At 64.9% G+C, this 15,083-nt stretch carries 11 protein-coding genes and 1 pseudogene; 3 read left to right on the forward strand and 9 right to left on the reverse strand.

Annotated features, from left to right (window positions below):
• Positions 1–26: 26 nt before the first annotated feature.
• The 8 genes from P5W98_RS12275 to P5W98_RS12310 form a co-directional block, all read right to left on the reverse strand.
• Entirely contained in the window at positions 27–704 is a 678-nt protein-coding gene (locus P5W98_RS12275; protein ID WP_421024763.1) for a methyltransferase domain-containing protein, read from the reverse strand.
• Between the two features lie 190 nt (positions 705–894).
• Complete coding sequence (gene ubiB, locus P5W98_RS12280) at positions 895–2,472, reverse strand: ubiquinone biosynthesis regulatory protein kinase UbiB (RefSeq protein WP_421024764.1); 1,578 nt, start codon at positions 2,470–2,472, stop codon at positions 895–897.
• Positions 2,473–2,475: 3 nt separating this feature from the next.
• Positions 2,476–3,147, reverse strand: coding sequence for a ubiquinone biosynthesis accessory factor UbiJ (locus P5W98_RS12285; RefSeq protein WP_421024765.1), 672 nt, complete (start codon positions 3,145–3,147; stop codon positions 2,476–2,478).
• A 163-nt stretch (positions 3,148–3,310) separates the two neighbouring features.
• Positions 3,311–4,324: a Tim44 domain-containing protein gene (locus P5W98_RS12290; protein WP_421024766.1), complete on the reverse strand. Its 1,014-nt coding sequence runs from the start codon at positions 4,322–4,324 to the stop codon at positions 3,311–3,313.
• 36 nt (positions 4,325–4,360) lie between these two features.
• Complete coding sequence (ubiE, locus tag P5W98_RS12295; RefSeq protein WP_421024767.1) at positions 4,361–5,092, reverse strand: bifunctional demethylmenaquinone methyltransferase/2-methoxy-6-polyprenyl-1,4-benzoquinol methylase UbiE; 732 nt, start codon at positions 5,090–5,092, stop codon at positions 4,361–4,363.
• Positions 5,093–5,193: 101 nt separating this feature from the next.
• Positions 5,194–5,616: a gamma-butyrobetaine hydroxylase-like domain-containing protein gene (locus P5W98_RS12300; RefSeq protein ID WP_421024768.1), complete on the reverse strand. Its 423-nt coding sequence runs from the start codon at positions 5,614–5,616 to the stop codon at positions 5,194–5,196.
• A gap of 77 nt (positions 5,617–5,693) precedes the next feature.
• Positions 5,694–6,125 (reverse strand): HIT family protein, encoded by a 432-nt coding sequence (locus tag P5W98_RS12305; protein WP_421024769.1) that lies wholly within the window; start codon positions 6,123–6,125, stop codon positions 5,694–5,696.
• 42 nt (positions 6,126–6,167) lie between these two features.
• Positions 6,168–10,214 carry a DUF3683 domain-containing protein gene (locus P5W98_RS12310; RefSeq protein ID WP_421024770.1) on the reverse strand — a complete coding sequence of 1,349 codons (4,047 nt, stop codon included), beginning with the start codon at positions 10,212–10,214 and terminating at the stop codon, positions 6,168–6,170.
• A 606-nt stretch (positions 10,215–10,820) separates the two neighbouring features.
• On the opposite strand from P5W98_RS12310, the gene ilvA reads away from it, so the two are divergent.
• The 3 genes and pseudogenes from ilvA (at position 10,821) to queF (ending at position 14,176) form a co-directional block, all read left to right on the forward strand.
• The gene (ilvA, locus tag P5W98_RS12315; protein WP_421024771.1) at positions 10,821–12,347 is read left to right on the forward strand and encodes a threonine ammonia-lyase, biosynthetic; all 1,527 of its coding nucleotides are present in this window, start codon (positions 10,821–10,823) and stop codon (positions 12,345–12,347) included.
• 12 nt (positions 12,348–12,359) lie between these two features.
• Positions 12,360–13,265 (forward strand): annotated as a pseudogene (locus tag P5W98_RS12320) (5'-nucleotidase); the annotation flags it as partial.
• A gap of 86 nt (positions 13,266–13,351) precedes the next feature.
• Positions 13,352–14,176 carry an NADPH-dependent 7-cyano-7-deazaguanine reductase QueF gene (gene queF / locus P5W98_RS12325; RefSeq protein ID WP_421024772.1) on the forward strand — a complete coding sequence of 275 codons (825 nt, stop codon included), beginning with the start codon at positions 13,352–13,354 and terminating at the stop codon, positions 14,174–14,176.
• Positions 14,177–14,261: 85 nt separating this feature from the next.
• Here queF and mtgA read toward each other — a convergent pair whose 3' ends face one another.
• Positions 14,262–15,077 carry a monofunctional biosynthetic peptidoglycan transglycosylase gene (gene mtgA, locus P5W98_RS12330; protein ID WP_421024773.1) on the reverse strand — a complete coding sequence of 272 codons (816 nt, stop codon included), beginning with the start codon at positions 15,075–15,077 and terminating at the stop codon, positions 14,262–14,264.
• Positions 15,078–15,083: the final 6 nt, after the last annotated feature.

The following is a 15,083-nucleotide window of genomic DNA, read 5'->3' on the forward strand; positions in this document are numbered from 1 at the left end:
GCGCGATCAAGTGCGCATGCGTGTTTTCACGTTCGTGACGACAGGGGCGGCGCTGCAGGCGTCTCGTTGCGCTGCCACGTGAGCCAGCGCTCGCGGCCAATGAACACGGGCAGCGACCCCTCCACAGGCTGGTCATCGACCAGCGTGAAATAAGGTGTCAGCAGCGCGTCGAGTTCGGCGCGCGCGATGCCGAACGGCGGCCCTTTCGGGGTATCGCCGAGAAAGAAGAAGCCCGCGAGCAGCGCCCCCGGCGCAAGCAACGCCGCCATGCGTTGCGCGTAGTGCGGCCGGTGCGCCTTGGGCAGCGCGCACAGAAACGCGCGCTCGAAAATCCAGTCCGGCGCGAACGGTGGTTCGTACGTGTAGAAGTCCGCTTCCTCGACCACATCCGCGAAATCGCCGAGCGCTACGCGCGCGTTCGCCACCGCCAACGGTGCAAAATCGATCGCTCGCACCGTCCGGCCGCGCTCGGCCAGCCAGCGCGCTTCCCACGCGTTGCCGCAGCCGGGAATCAGCACGGCAGCGGCGGGATGAGCCTGCGCGAAGGTCTCGAAGGCCGGCTGCACACCGGCTTGGTCCCACGGCGTGAAGCCGCGCTCGAAGCGCTCCTGCCAGAACTCGCGCGCCCCCGGGTCGCGCGTCTCGAACTCAGGCGCCTCGGCGGGCGTTCCGTCTGGCTGGTGGGGAAGGTTCGGCTCGCTCATCGTGTCACTCCTTGTCTATCCGGAGTTGGCGCTTTAGCTGTCGACCAGAGTTCGCGCTTCAGCGGTCGGCCGGAGTTAGTGCTTCAGCACTTACTCCGGTCCCATGCAAAGCTCGTTACTCTGGTCCCATGCAAAGCGCCTTGCTCCGGTCCCATGCAACTTCGCTGCGCGTCGGCGCAGCAGGCATGCCTCATCCACCATAGGCCAGCGTCAGCCAGACGCGCGCAGCGACCATGCCCACCCCCACTGCCACGCCGAACAGCACGAGGCCTTGCAGCAGACGATTGGTGCGGCGCTGCTCGGCAAGAATCTGGCGAATGGTGTCGTCGTTGGCGAGATGCGCGGGAGTCTGGCGATGCAGCAACGCCTGGTGCACGAGGCGCGGCAACTGCGGCAGTGTCTTGCTCCACTGCGGCGCCTCGATCTTGAAGCGCTCATACCAGCCGCGCAGGCCGATCTGCTCGGTCATCCAGCGCTCGAGATACGGCTTGGCGGTCTTCCATAGATCCAGTTCCGGATCGAGCGAGCGCCCGAGGCCTTCGACGTTGAGCATGGTCTTTTGCAGCAGCACGAGCTGCGGCTGGATCTCCACGTTGAAACGCCGCGAAGTCTGGAACAGACGCAGCAGCACCTGGCCGAGCGAAATGTCCTTGAGCGCGCGATCGAAATACGGTTCGCAGACGGCGCGGATCGCGCTCTCCAGTTCCTCGACGCGCGTGGTGGGCGGCACCCACCCCGATTCGATGTGCAGCGTGGCGACGCGGTGATAGTCACGCTTGAAGAACGCGAGGAAGTTCTGCGCGAGGTAGTTCTTGTCGAAGTCCGAGAGCGCCCCGACGATGCCGAAATCGAGCGCGATATAGCGCCCGAAGTGTGCGGGGTCGAGACTGACCTGGATGTTGCCGGGGTGCATATCGGCATGAAAAAAGCCGTCGCGGAACACCTGCGTGAAGAAAATCTCCACGCCTTCGCGCGCGAGCTTCGGAATGTCGACGCCGGCCGCGCGCAGCTTGTCCACCTGGCTGATCGGCACGCCCACCATGCGCTCCATCACGAGCACGTCGGGTGCGCTGAACTCCCAATACATCTCCGGCACGAGCAGCAGATCGAGGCCCACGAAGTTGCGGCGCAACTGGCTGCCGTTGGCGGCTTCGCGCATGAGGTCGAGTTCGTCGTGCAGGTATTTATCGAATTCGGCCACCACCTCGCGCGGCTTCAGGCGCTTGCCGTCGGCCCACAGGCGTTCGGCCCACACGGCGATGTCGCGCAGCAGCAGCAGGTCCGAATCGATCACGGGCCGCATATTCGGTCGCAGCACCTTAACCGCCACGGCCTTGCCCGCATGCTGGCCGGACTTCACCTTCGCGAAGTGCACCTGAGCGATCGAGGCGCTCGCCACCGGTACGCGCTCGAACTCGTCGAACAGCGTGTCGACCGGCGCGCCCAGCGATTTTTCGATGATGTCGATTGCCACCTGCGATTCGAACGGCGGCACCTGGTCCTGCAGCTTCGCGAGTTCGTTGGCGATCTCGAGCGGCAGCAGGTCGCGGCGCGTGGAGAGCACCTGGCCGAACTTCACGAAAATCGGCCCCAGGCTTTCGAGCGCGAGGCGCAGGCGCACGCCGGGCGGCTGATCAAACTTGCGGCCGACGGTCGTGATGCGCAGCAAGAGCGCAACGCGCCGGTCATTGATCCGGCTCAACATCATCTCGTCGAGACCGAAGCGGATGACCGTAAAGAAGATCTTCAGGAAACGCAGAAAACGCATGTCTTAGTGGCCTGTTATCTGGCTCGGGCCGCGCGGTGCGGTGCCCGACGGCGCCGCCGGGGTACCGTTTGCGGCCCCCCGCGCTTGTGATTTTTGTTCAAGGCGCTCGATGCGCTTCTCAACGCGCGCCAATGCATCGCGCGCGCGCGACAGCTCTGCGTTGCAGCCGTCGAGTTCGGCGCGCCGCACGAGCTGCGGATTCTCGTCGAGCAGGTATTCGGTCACGGAGCCGAGCACGTTGCGCCCCGTGCGCAATGCCTGCTCATGCACCGTGCGCGCGAGCGACGCGACACGCGACGCCGGCGCGTCGCCAATCAGCTTCGCGAGGTCCTCTTCGGGCTCCCAGCGCAGGTGTTCCGCCAGCTTGCCGAGAATCTGCGCGAATTCGGCGTCGCCTTCGATCTTCACGTGCTTCATGACGGCGGACTGCCCCCCCTGCACGTACGAAGAAAGCGCGCCGGCCGGAAGCGAGAGCGCGACATCCGCGCACTGCGCATCGTGCTCTTCGACCGCCGCCAGGTAGCCTTCGGGCTCCACGAGCAGCGTAAGCACGACAGGCGGGCAAGACAGGCGCGCCGTCTTGCCGGCATACGGCGCGAGGCGGTTGCGGGCCCACGATTCACGGGCGAGCAGGTGATTGACGGCGGCGGCGAAGGGCTTGGCGGCGAGAGTCATCGGCGTTGAATAAAAAAACCCGCGCGGGCTCAAGCTCGCGCGGGTTCCTATTGTAGCGTTCGCGCCGTCCGATCGCGCCTTGCCGGGGCCTTGGCCACCTGGCTAACGCGCGCCGCGGGGCTGCGCGGGATCAACGCTGCATCAATGCCGGCTCATTGGTCTATCAATGCGATTCGACCTGCTGGATACCGGCCAGCAGCCACCCCTCGCCGGAAGTGCGCGACTTCGAGAGATTCCAGATTTCTACGAACGGCGCCGCAGCAGCGCCCGCCTCTTCGCGGATCAGACCGGAGAAGCGCACGCTCGCCAGATATTCGTTACCGCGCTCTTCCACCGCGAGCAGGTCGGCGTTGAGCTGAACGACGTCGGTCTGATTGGGCTGCGTGCCGCGGCCCGCCAGATCCACACGGATCTCGGCGAACATCTCGGGCGTGGTGAACTCGCGGATGTCCTCGACGTTGCCCACGTCCCACGCGGCCTGCAGGCGTACGAAATAGACCTTCGCGTTGCGCACGAACGCCTCGGTGTCGAAGCCCGCCGGAACCGGCGGCGGCGTCTCGATCTGCGGGGTGCTGAGCGGATTGGCTTCAGGTGCGAGATATTGGCCCGTGGGCGGCGCCGTGTAGCGCGGCTCCGGCGGCTGGTAACCGCCCATCTGGCTCAACCCGCCCGAAGGCGGCAAGCTCGCGCCACCCGTCTGATACGCGGGCTGCGCGCCACGGCGGCGCCCCATGAACTTGCGGATCAGCCAGATGGCGACGAATGCGATCAGCGCGACCACGATCATGTTCGCCATCATGCCGGCGAACGCCTCGCCGAGCCCGAAGTGCGACAGCAGCGCCGCGATGCCAAGGCCAGCCGCAAGGCCCGCGATCGGCCCGAGCCAGCGGTTGCGCGCCGGCGCCGGCGTGGGTGCCGGCGTAGCGGGGGCGCGCTGGGCGCCGGCCTGCTGTGCGGGATTCGTGGGACTCGGCTGGGCCGGCGGCGGCGTGGTGCTGCGCTGCGAAGCCACCGACGACTGCTTGCCGATGCTGCGGCTGCCGCCCAGGCGGCGCGCCTCGGCATCGAAAGACGCGAGGCTGCCGGCCACCATCACGCCGACGAGGGCCAGAACTCCAATCCGTCTGGCCCACGATACTGAAAGCTTTTTGTAAGCAATGTTTCGGGACTCAGACATAGCGGAATTTCCTTTAAAGACAGTGATTTGGGAACACTAATATTTTGTGCCGACGTGTAAGGCTACCACGCCAGCTGACAAATTGTAATATTTGACGGCGTCGAGGCCGGCTTGTTCCATCATCGTCTTTAATGTTTCCTGATCGGGATGCATGCGGATCGACTCGGCAAGATAGCGGTAGCTATCGGCGTCCTGCGCAAAACGCGAACCCAGCCACGGCAGCACCTTGAACGAGTACACGTCGTACGCTTTCTTGAGCGGCTCCCAGACTTTGGAGAATTCGAGCACGAGCAGGCGTCCGCCCGGCTTGAGCACGCGGCGCATTTCGGCGAGCGCGGCGTCCTTGTGCGTCATGTTGCGCAGGCCGAAGGCCACCGTCACCACGTCGAAGTGGTTGTCCGGAAAGGGAATTTTCTCGGCGTCGCAGAGCAGCGCGGGTGTGATCACGCCCCGGTCGATGAGCCGGTCGCGGCCCACGCGCAGCATCGACTCGTTGATGTCGGTGTGCCAGACCTCACCCGTCGGGCCGGCCTTTTTTGCGAACGCCATGGAGAGGTCGCCGGTGCCGCCCGCGATGTCGAGCACCCGTGCGCCCGGGCGCACGTTGGCCTGGGCGATCGTGAACGCCTTCCAGGCGCGATGCAGCCCGCCCGACATCAGGTCGTTCATCAGGTCGTAGTTCGAGGCGACCGAATGGAACACGCCGGCCACCTTCTTCGCCTTGTCCTGTTCGTCGACTGTTTCGTAGCCGAAGTGGGTTTTGCTCATCGCGCTCGTCCTTTCGCGGGTCTGACCAGGTCGTGTCCGGGTCTTATTTGATGAAGTGCGGCGCGTGGGCGCCGCGGCGGGCAGGATCGTAACAGGAAGCGTCAGTGGCAGTGGCCGTGCGCGGCGCCGCCCTGGGGCTCGCGCGCCATGGGCGCGTCGCGATCGACGCCCGCGGCTTTCAGTTTGGCGAAGTACTCGGCCCAGAGTTCGTCCTGGCACGTCGCCAGTTCGTAAAGCTGGTCCCAGGAGTAGATGCCGGTATTGTGGCCGTCGGAGAAAGTGGGCTGCAGCGCGTAGTTGCCTACTGCTTCGAGCGCCGTAATGGCCACTTCGCGCTTGCCCGTCTGCAGCGTTTCCTGCCCGGGCCCGTGGCCGCGCGCTTCGGCCGAGGGCGTGTAGACGCGAATCAACTCGAACGGAACGCGATAGCTCTCGCCGTTTCCGTACTGGAGTTCGAGCACGCGCGACAGCGCATGCACCACGATGCCGGTCGGCACCGGTGTATCGGATTTCAATCCACTCATGATTATTTCTGTTCCTCCCTCAAGGTTGCCGGCACGAACAGGCACGAAGGCAAGACGTTCGTGTGTGGCGCTCCGGTTCAGGCAAGCGCCTGCTCGATTTCCTGACGCACTGCGTCGCGCAGCAGCGTGGCCTGCGCGCGGCGCTGCCCGAGCATGGCCTCCGAGACCGTGCGCTGGCGCGGCGACCAGATCGACATCGGAAAATGCGCATCGTTCGTGAAGCGCGGAATCACATGCCAGTGCACGTGCGGCACCTGATTGCCGAGGCTCGCGAGATTCACCTTCGACGGCTGCATCACACGGCGCAGCGCCCGCTCGACCGCGTAGACCGCACGCATCAAATGTTCCCGATCCTCGGCGCCCAGATCCGAGAACTCGGCGACATGCGTATTCCAGATGACCCGGCAAAAGCCGGGATACTCGGTCTCGGCGGTCGCGAGCACGACGCGCATACGCTCGTCCTCCCACAGCACATCGCCGCCTTCCTCATTGCAGAATACGCATCCCATCGTCGTCCTCGAACCCGTGTTACGGAAAAATTGGCGCTGCCATTAAACCAGCACGCGCTCGATTCCGCCATTGTTCGCCTTCTGAACGTAGTCCGCCATCCAGTTTTCGCCAAGCACGTGTCGGGCGATTTCCACCACGATGTAGTCGGCTTCGATGTTGGCGTCCTCGTTGTACCGCGACAGACCCTGGAGGCACGACGGGCAGCTCGTCAGAATCTTGACGTCCTGCGTGCCGCCCTGCCCGCCCGCTTCCTGCTGCGTGGCCGGCTGCACCCCGTTCGCACCATTGCCAACGATAGGGATGCCGCGCAGTTTCGCCGCGCCCTTGCGGATTTCCTCTTCCTTGCGGAAACGCACCTGCGTCGAGACATCCGGCCGTGTCACGGCGAGCGTGCCCGATTCGCCGCAGCAACGCTCGTTCTTCTCGATCTTGTAGCCATCCTTCTCTGACCCCATCAGCTCGTTCACGAGCTTGACCGGGTCCATCGTCTTGATCGGCGTGTGACACGGGTCGTGGTACATGTAGCGCGTACCCGTCACGCCATCGAGCTTGATGCCCTTCTCGAGCAGGAACTCGTGGATGTCGATGATGCGGCAGCCCGGGAAGATCTTGTCGAATTCATAACCGGCGAGCTGGTCGTAGCACGTGCCGCACGACACCACCACCGTCTTGATGTCGAGGTAGTTGAGCGTGTTCGCGACGCGGTGGAACAGCACGCGGTTATCGGTGACGATCTTCTCGGCCTTGTCGTACTGGCCCGAGCCGCGCTGCGGATAGCCGCAGCAGAGGTATCCCGGCGGCAGCACGGTCTGCACGCCCGCCTCCCAGAGCATCGCCTGGGTCGCGAGACCCACTTGCGAGAACAGCCGCTCCGAGCCGCAGCCCGGGAAGTAGAACACCGCCTCCGAATCCACGTTCGTGGTCTTCGGGTTGCGGATGATCGGCACGATCTTGTTGTCTTCGATGTCGAGCAGCGCACGCGCCGTCTTCTTCGGCAGATTGCCCGGCATCTTCTTGTTGACGAAGTGGATCACCTGCTCGACCACGGCCGGCTTGCCCGTGGATGCGGGCGGATGCGCCGTCTGCTTCTTCACGACCTTCTTGAGCAGGTCGTTGCCGAGGCGCTGCGCCTTGTAGCCCACGCCCATCATCGCTTCGCGCGCGAGGTTGATGGTTCGCGGGTTGGTCGCGTTGAGGAAGAACATGCCCGCCGCGTTGCCCGCGTTGAACTTCTTCTTGCCCATCTTGCGCAGCAGATTGCGCATGTTCATGGTGACGTCGCCGAAGTCGATCTTGACCGGACACGGCGTCACGCACTTGTGGCAGACCGTGCAGTGGTCGGCCACGTCGTTGAACTCGTCCCAGTGCTTGATCGACACGCCGCGGCGCGTCTGCTCTTCGTACAGGAACGCCTCCACCAGCAGCGAAGTCGCGAGAATCTTGTTGCGCGGGCTGTAGAGCAGATTCGCGCGCGGCACGTGCGTCGCGCACACGGGCTTGCACTTGCCGCAGCGCAGGCAGTCCTTCACCGATTCGGCAATCGCGCCGATGTCGGACTGCTGCATGATCAGCGACTCGTAGCCCATCAGGCCGAACGACGGCGTGTAGGCGTTGCGCAGGTCGGCGCCGTCGAGCAGCTTGCCCTTGTTGAAGCGCCCTTGCGGGTCGACGCGCTGCTTGTAGGCGCGGAATTCGGCGATCTCCTCGTCGGTGAGGAATTCGAGCTTGGTGATGCCGATGCCGTGCTCGCCCGAGATCACGCCGTCGAGCGAGCGCGCGAGCTTCATGATGCGCGCGACCGAGTGGTGCGCGTCCTGCAGCATCTCGTAGTTGTCCGAGTTGACCGGAATGTTGGTGTGCACGTTGCCGTCGCCGGCGTGCATGTGCAGCGCCACGAACACGCGGCCGCGCAGCACCTTCTTGTGGATCGCCTGGGCTTCGTCGAGGATCGGCTTGAACGCGCCGCCGTTGAAGATCTGGCGCAGCTCCGCGCGGATCTCCTGCTTCCACGAGATGCGCACCGTGCGGTCCTGGGTGACGTCGAACACGGTGGCGTCCGGCTGGATGTCGGTGCGATCGGCGAACTTCTCCGCGAGCGCCTCGTAGCCGAGCTGGACGAGATAGTGCTGCGCCTCGCGCAGCGGCATGTCGAGCTTCTCGCCCACGAAGGTCCAGCGCTCGCGCACGCGCTTGAGCAAGTCGAGCGCCTGCTGCACGCGGTCTTCGAGCAGTTCCGCCGAAGGAATCTCGTTGGCATCGTCGGTCTTGCCGAGCGGAAGCTTCCCTTCCTTGAAAAACGCTTCGAGCGCGTCCACGAGTTGAAGCTTGTTCTTGATCGACAGCTCGATGTTGATGCGCTCGATGCCGTCCGTGTACTCGCCCATGCGGTCGAGCGGAATCACGACGTCTTCGTTGATCTTGAACGCGTTGGTGTGCTTGGCGATCGCGGCAGTGCGGCTGCGGTCGAGCCAGAAGCGCTTGCGCGCCTCGGCGCTCACGGCAACAAAGCCCTCGCCGCTCTTGCCGTTGGCCATGCGGATGACTTCCGAGGTGGCGGTGGCCACGGCATCGGCGTCGTCGCCGACGATGTCGCCGATCAGCACCATCTTCGGAAACGCGTTGCGCTTGCTCTTGGTCGCGTAGCCCACGGCGCGCAGATAGCGCTCGTCCAGATGCTCGAGCCCCGCGAGAATCGCGCCGCCCTGCTTCGACGTCTCGAACAGGTAGTCCTTGATCTCGACGATGCTCGGAATCGCCTCGCGTGCCTGACCGAAGAATTCCAGACAAACGGTGCGCGTGTGCGCGGGCATCTTGTGCAGCACCCAGCGCGCGGACGTGATGAGCCCGTCGCAGCCTTCCTTCTGCACGCCGGGCAAGCCCGCGAGGAATTTATCGGTGACGTCCTTGCCGAGGCCTTCCTTGCGAAAGCGCTTGCCTTCGATGTCGAGCCATTCGGTGCGCAGCAGCTTTTCGCCCGGCGCGAATTCGCCGTCGAACCACTTGAGCTCGAAGCGCGCCACGGGAACGTCGTGGATCTTGCCGAGGTTATGGTCGAGTCGCGTGACTTCGAGCCAGTTGCCCTCAGGGTCGACCATGCGCCACCACGCGAGATTGTCGAGCGCCGTGCCCCACAGCACGGCCTTCTTGCCGCCCGCGTTCATCGCGACGTTGCCGCCGATGCACGAGGCGTCGAGCGAAGTCGGGTCGACCGCGAACACGAAGCCGGCGGCGTCCGCCGCCTCGGTCACACGGCGCGTGACGACGCCCGCGCCCGAGAAGATCGTCGCGACCTTGCGGTCGACGCCTGGCAGGTCGGTCATTTCGACCGGGCCGAGCTGCTCGAGCTTTTCCGTGTTGATGACGGCCGAGAACGGCGTGAGCGGCACCGCGCCGCCCGTGTAGCCCGTACCGCCGCCGCGCGGAATCACGGTGAGGCCCAGTTCGAAGCAGGCCTTGATGAGGCTCGCGATCTCAGCCTCGGTGTCGGGCGTGAGGACCACGAACGGATATTCCACGCGCCAGTCGGTTGCGTCTGTGACGTGCGCGACGCGTGCCATGCCGTCGAAGCGGATGTTGTCCTTCTGCGTGCAGCGGCCGAGCACCTTGGTCGCGCGGCGGCGCAGGTCGGCCATCTTATCGAATTCGGCGGCGAAGTCGTCGATGGCGCGGCGGGTGGCGCCGACCAGCGTTTCCACGCGCGCGGCGCGGTCCATGCCCTCCTTGTCGGCATGCTCCTGGAGGTCGGCGCGGCGGCGCTTCTCGATTTCGGCGAGGCGGTGGTTCAGCGCCTCGATCAGGAGCGCGCGGCGCTTCGGATTGTCGAGCAGGTCATCCTGCAGATACGGATTGCGGCGCACGACCCAGATGTCGCCGAGCACCTCATAGAGCATGCGCGCCGAGCGGCCGGTGCGGCGTTCGGCGCGCAGTTCGGCGAGCGCGTTCCATGCATCCTCGCCCAGCAGGCGGATGACAATTTCGCGATCCGAAAAGGACGTGTAGTTGTACGGAATCTCGCGCAGGCGCGGTTCGACATCGGCGGCCACGGTAGCGGCGGCGCCGTGAGGATCGAAAACTTGAGGTGCGTTCATGGTTGGACGACTCTTGGTGACAGGCCCGCTCATGTGGCTCGCTGATATCGCTCGCTGCGGGCATGGCGGACGCTGACGGGGCGCGTGGGGCGCTATTCTGAAATCGTGTCCGCCGGTGGCTCGCGGCCGGCGCGTAGTGGCGCGCTGTTGGCTCGCGGTGGGCTGATAGCGGACTTTAGGGGTGGGCAAGCATGGCGGCTGCACTCACGCCGATGGTTCCCCGGCGCTCGGACTTAGCGGCACGATCGTGCGTGCCGGACTTGCCGCTGCGCCGCGGGGCGGGTCTCGCGCCGCGCGGGCATCAAATGGGCTATCCGAGTCTGCCTGTGCATCTTCCGATCCTTGTTTCAAAAAGCGATTTTAACGCATGATCCGCGCCTGCGCTGACGGTGCCGGGAACTTTGCCATCTTGCAAACGCCAGTCTCTGTCATTCACGCGACAAGCACGTGATACAGGCAGATGAATCGGGCCTGACATCTCCACGAAGCGCCATGCCGCAATGGATTCGCCGTCCGGGCAGTCGGGAATTGGCCCGCTGCTGGCATGATCATTGGCGCTATCATTTACGTTTTCCCGTCAAATCCCGCGCCCGACGCATCCTTCGCATGGCCTCCCACGACGATTATCTGAAAAAAGTCCTCACCGCCCGCGTCTACGACGTGGCCCGCGAGACCGAACTGGAGCGGGCGCCGAACCTCTCGGCGCGCCTGCGCAACACCGTCCTGCTCAAGCGCGAGGACAACCAGCCCGTGTTCTCCTTCAAGCTGCGCGGCGCCTACAACAAGATGGCGCACCTCACGCCCGCGCAGCTCGAGCGCGGCGTGATCACCGCCTCGGCCGGCAATCACGCCCAGGGCGTGGCGCTTTCAGCTGCCCGGCTCGGCGTGAAGGCCGTGATCTGCGTGCCGGTCACCACGCCCCAGGTCAAGGTCGACGCGGTGCGCGCCCACGGCGGCCCCACCGTCGAGGTCGTGCAGGCCGGCGAATCCTATAGCGACGCCTACGCGCACGCCGTGCGCCTGCAGGAGCAGCGCGGACTGACTTTCGTGCATCCGTTCGACGATCCGCATGTGATCGCAGGCCAGGGCACCGTGGCGATGGAAGTGCTCAGCAAGCATCAGGCCCCGATTCACGCGATCTTTGTGCCGATCGGCGGCGGCGGGCTTGCGGCGGGCATGGCGGCCTACGTGAAGGCGGTGCGCCCCGAGATCCGCGTGATCGGCGTGCAGACGGACGATTCGTGCGCGATGGCGCAATCGATGAAGGCCGGCAAGCGCGTGGAGTTGAGCGAAGTGGGCCTGTTCTCGGACGGCACGGCGGTCAAGCTCGTGGGCGAGGAAACCTTCCGGCTGTGCCGGCAGTATCTGGACGAGGTGCTCACGGTGGACACCGACGCGCTGTGCGCGGCCATCAAGGACGTCTTCCAGGACACGCGCAGCGTGCTGGAGCCGGCGGGCGCGCTGGCCGTGGCGGGCGCCAAGCAGTACGCGGAGCGCGAGGGCATCACGGGCCAGACGCTGGTGGCGGTGACCTCGGGCGCGAACATGAACTTCGACCGCATGCGCTTCGTGGCCGAGCGCGCGGAGGTGGGCGAGGCGCGCGAGGCGGTGTTCGCGGTGACGATCCCCGAGGAACGCGGCAGCTTCAAACGCTTCTGCGAACTCGTGGGCACGCGCAGCGTGACCGAGTTCAACTACCGCATCGACGACGCCGAGCGCGCGCACATTTTCGTGGGCGTGCAGATCCGCAACCGGGGCGAGTCGCAGCAGATCGCGCAGGCCTTCGTCGATCACGGTTTCCCGTGCGTCGACCTTACCGGCGACGAGCTCTCCAAGCAGCACATCCGCTACATGGTGGGCGGGCGCTCGCCGCTCGCGCACGACGAGCGGCTGTTCCGCTTCGAGTTTCCGGAGCGTCCGGGCGCGCTGATGCGCTTTCTCTCATCGATGGCGCCGAACTGGAACATCAGTCTGTTCCACTACCGCAACCAGGGCGCGGATTACAGTTCGATTCTGGTGGGCATCCAGGTGCCGGCGGCCGAGGACGCGGAGTTCCGCCGCTTTCTCGCCACGCTCGGCTATCCGCATTGGGAGGAGACGCAGAATCCGGCTTACCGGTTGTTTCTCGCATAAAGCCCGACGATCATGGCCGTTTCGCTCTCCGACAAGCTCGTCGTCGCCATCTCGTCGCGCGCGCTCTTCGACTTCGAAGAAGAGAACCGCGTCTACGAGACCGGTGAGCTGCGCGACTACGAGGCGCTGCAGCGCGAACGCCTGAACGTGCCGGCGCAGCCCGGTGTCGCGTTCGCGCTGATCGAGAAGCTGCTTGCGCTCAATAACGGCGCACACCACGTGGAAGTGGTGATCCTCTCGCGCAGCGATCCCATCAGCGGGCTGCGCACCTTCAACTCGTGCCGCGAGCATCAGCTCGACGTGCAGCGCGGCGTGTTCACGCGCGGGCGCGAGCCGTGGCGCTATCTCAAGCCGCTCAACGCATCGCTGTTTCTCTCGGCGAACCCCGAGGACGTGCGCGGGGCGCTCGACGCCGGGTTTCCGGCCGCGCGGGTCTTTCCACGCATCGAAGCAAATTCGGCGACAATATCGGAACGCAATGCACACGAGATTCGCATCGCGTTCGACGGCGATGCGGTGCTGTTTTCCGACGAAGCCGAGCAGATCTTTCAGCGCGAGGGTTTGAGTGCGTTCGTGAGCCACGAGCGCGACAATCGCGAGCTGCCGCTCGCGCAAGGGCCGCTCAAACCGCTGCTCGAAGCGCTCAACCGGCTGCAAAAGCTCGCCGACGCCAACGCGACGATGCGCATCCGCACCGCGCTCGTGACGGCGCGCTCGGCGCCCGCGCATGAGCGCGCGATCCGCACGCTGATGGCCTGGAACATCGAAATCGACGAAGCGATGTTCCTCGGCGGACTCGACAAAGGCCCGTTCCTGGGCGAGTTCGAGCCCGACTTTTTCTTCGACGACCAGATCCGCCATTGCGAATCGGCCCGCTCGGTCACGGCAACCGGCCACGTGGCGAGCGGCGTGGCCAACCCCGCGAATCCGGCAAACCGCGCGGCGCGCGCAACGAGCGCGACGAGCAACGCGTCGAACGACGCCCCCACTGAAACCAGCGCATCATGACTCCCGAACAATCCCCGCTCGGCAAGGCCGCGACCTACACCGAGCAGTACGACGCCTCACTGCTGTTTCCGATTCCGCGCGCGGGCGCGCGCGAAGCAATCGGCATCGGCGCTCAACTGCCCTTCTTCGGCACCGATATCTGGAACGCCTACGAGCTTTCGTGGCTCAATGCGCGCGGCAAGCCGCAGATTGCCATCGCCACGTTCTTCATTCCCGCCGATTCGCCCAACATCATCGAATCGAAGTCGTTCAAGCTCTATCTGGGCTCGTTCGCGCAAACGCCGTTCGAATCCGCCGACGTGGTGCGCGACACCATCAAGCGCGATGTGTCGGCGGCGTGCGGCGCTTCGGTTTCCGTGCGGCTCGATCAGCCGGGCGGATTCGGCAAAATCCCGTTCGAGGAATTCGACGGCCTCTCGCTCGACCGGCTCGATCTGGACACCGAGATCTATCACCCCGACCCGACGCTGCTCAAGGCCGCCCAGCAAGAGTCGCCCGTGGAGGAAACGCTGATCTCCAATCTGCTGAAGTCGAACTGCCCCGTGACGGGCCAGCCCGACTGGGGCAGCGTGCAGATTCATTACGTGGGGCCGCAGATCGACCAGGCGGGCCTTCTGCGCTACATCATTTCGTACCGCAACCACACGGGCTTTCATGAGCAATGCGTCGAGCGCATCTTCATGGACATCCTGCGCGAGTGCAAACCGGACCGGCTCGCGGTGTACGCGCGCTACACGCGGCGTGGCGGCCTCGACATCAATCCGTTTCGCACCAACTTCAATATGCCGATGCCGGACAACGCGAGACTTGCGCGCCAGTAAGCCGCAATAGTGGGAAGTTAATAAAAAAGCGCCGGTTCGTTCGGCGCTTTTTGCTTGTGTGTCGTCTGAGCCGATGGGCTATAGGCTATTGTGACGAAGGCGGGAGTTCGGCGGCTCCCATGCGGCGCGCGATCACCCTCGCGCGCTGGGCGAGATACGGAGAGTTGCGGTGCTCGTCAAAATACTTCGGCTGCGGCAGCATGACCGCCAATCGCGCCGCCTGCCACGGCGTGAGCTTTGCGGCTGTCGTTCGGTAGTAGTAGCGCGCGGCGGCCTGCGCGCCGTAGACGCCATTGCCCCACTCCACCGAATTCAGATAGATCTCGAAGATGCGCTCCTTGTCGAGCAGCGTCTCCAGCATCCACGTGATGATGAGTTCCTGGCCCTTGCGGATATAGCTCTTCTCGCGCGATAGAAACAGATTACGCGCGAGTTGCTGCGTGATCGTCGATCCGCCGCGCACGATGTGGCCGCGCTTCTTGTTGCGCTCCCACGCCTGCAGGATGGCGTCGGTTTCGTAACCGTTGTTGCTGGCAAAATTGGCATCCTCGGACGCAATGATCGCGCGCTTGAGGTTGCGCGAGATCTGGTCGTAGGGCACCCACTGGTGCTGAATGTCGAGATCGGGACGGTCGGCGGAAAGGCGCGCCTCGTCGGTGCGCATGAAGGCCGTCGATTGCGGATCGGCGAAATTCCAGACGGCAATCTGCGCGAAGTAGAAAAGCTGCATCCCGGCCCAGGCGACGCCGAACACCAGCGCCACGTAGACGAGCCAGCGCAGCAAGCCGGGGCGCGTCGCGTTCAGCGCGGCAACGCTGTGCACGAACGGCTCGCCGGGTTGTCCACTGCGTTGCCCATTGCCGAGCCCTGCTGCGCGCGCCCCCGAGGCTTCTCTACGCATGGCGGC

The sequence above is a fragment of the Paraburkholderia sp. A1BS-2L genome (assembly GCF_051125205.1).
Classification (GTDB): Bacteria; Pseudomonadota; Gammaproteobacteria; order Burkholderiales; family Burkholderiaceae; genus Paraburkholderia.

Coding starts and splice junctions, on each gene's coding strand:
- P5W98_RS12290 (WP_421024766.1), bottom strand. CDS start 4,324: ATGTCTGAGTCCCGAAACATTGCTTACAAAAAGCTTTCAGTATCGTGG.
- mtgA (WP_421024773.1), bottom strand. CDS start 15,077: ATGCGTAGAGAAGCCTCGGGGGCGCGCGCAGCAGGGCTCGGCAATGGG.
- ubiE (WP_421024767.1), bottom strand. CDS start 5,092: ATGAGCAAAACCCACTTCGGCTACGAAACAGTCGACGAACAGGACAAG.
- queF (WP_421024772.1), top strand. CDS start 13,352: ATGACTCCCGAACAATCCCCGCTCGGCAAGGCCGCGACCTACACCGAG.
- ilvA (WP_421024771.1), top strand. CDS start 10,821: ATGGCCTCCCACGACGATTATCTGAAAAAAGTCCTCACCGCCCGCGTC.
- P5W98_RS12275 (WP_421024763.1), bottom strand. CDS start 704: ATGAGCGAGCCGAACCTTCCCCACCAGCCAGACGGAACGCCCGCCGAG.
- ubiB (WP_421024764.1), bottom strand. CDS start 2,472: ATGCGTTTTCTGCGTTTCCTGAAGATCTTCTTTACGGTCATCCGCTTC.
- P5W98_RS12285 (WP_421024765.1), bottom strand. CDS start 3,147: ATGACTCTCGCCGCCAAGCCCTTCGCCGCCGCCGTCAATCACCTGCTC.
- P5W98_RS12305 (WP_421024769.1), bottom strand. CDS start 6,125: ATGGGATGCGTATTCTGCAATGAGGAAGGCGGCGATGTGCTGTGGGAG.
- P5W98_RS12300 (WP_421024768.1), bottom strand. CDS start 5,616: ATGAGTGGATTGAAATCCGATACACCGGTGCCGACCGGCATCGTGGTG.
- P5W98_RS12310 (WP_421024770.1), bottom strand. CDS start 10,214: ATGAACGCACCTCAAGTTTTCGATCCTCACGGCGCCGCCGCTACCGTG.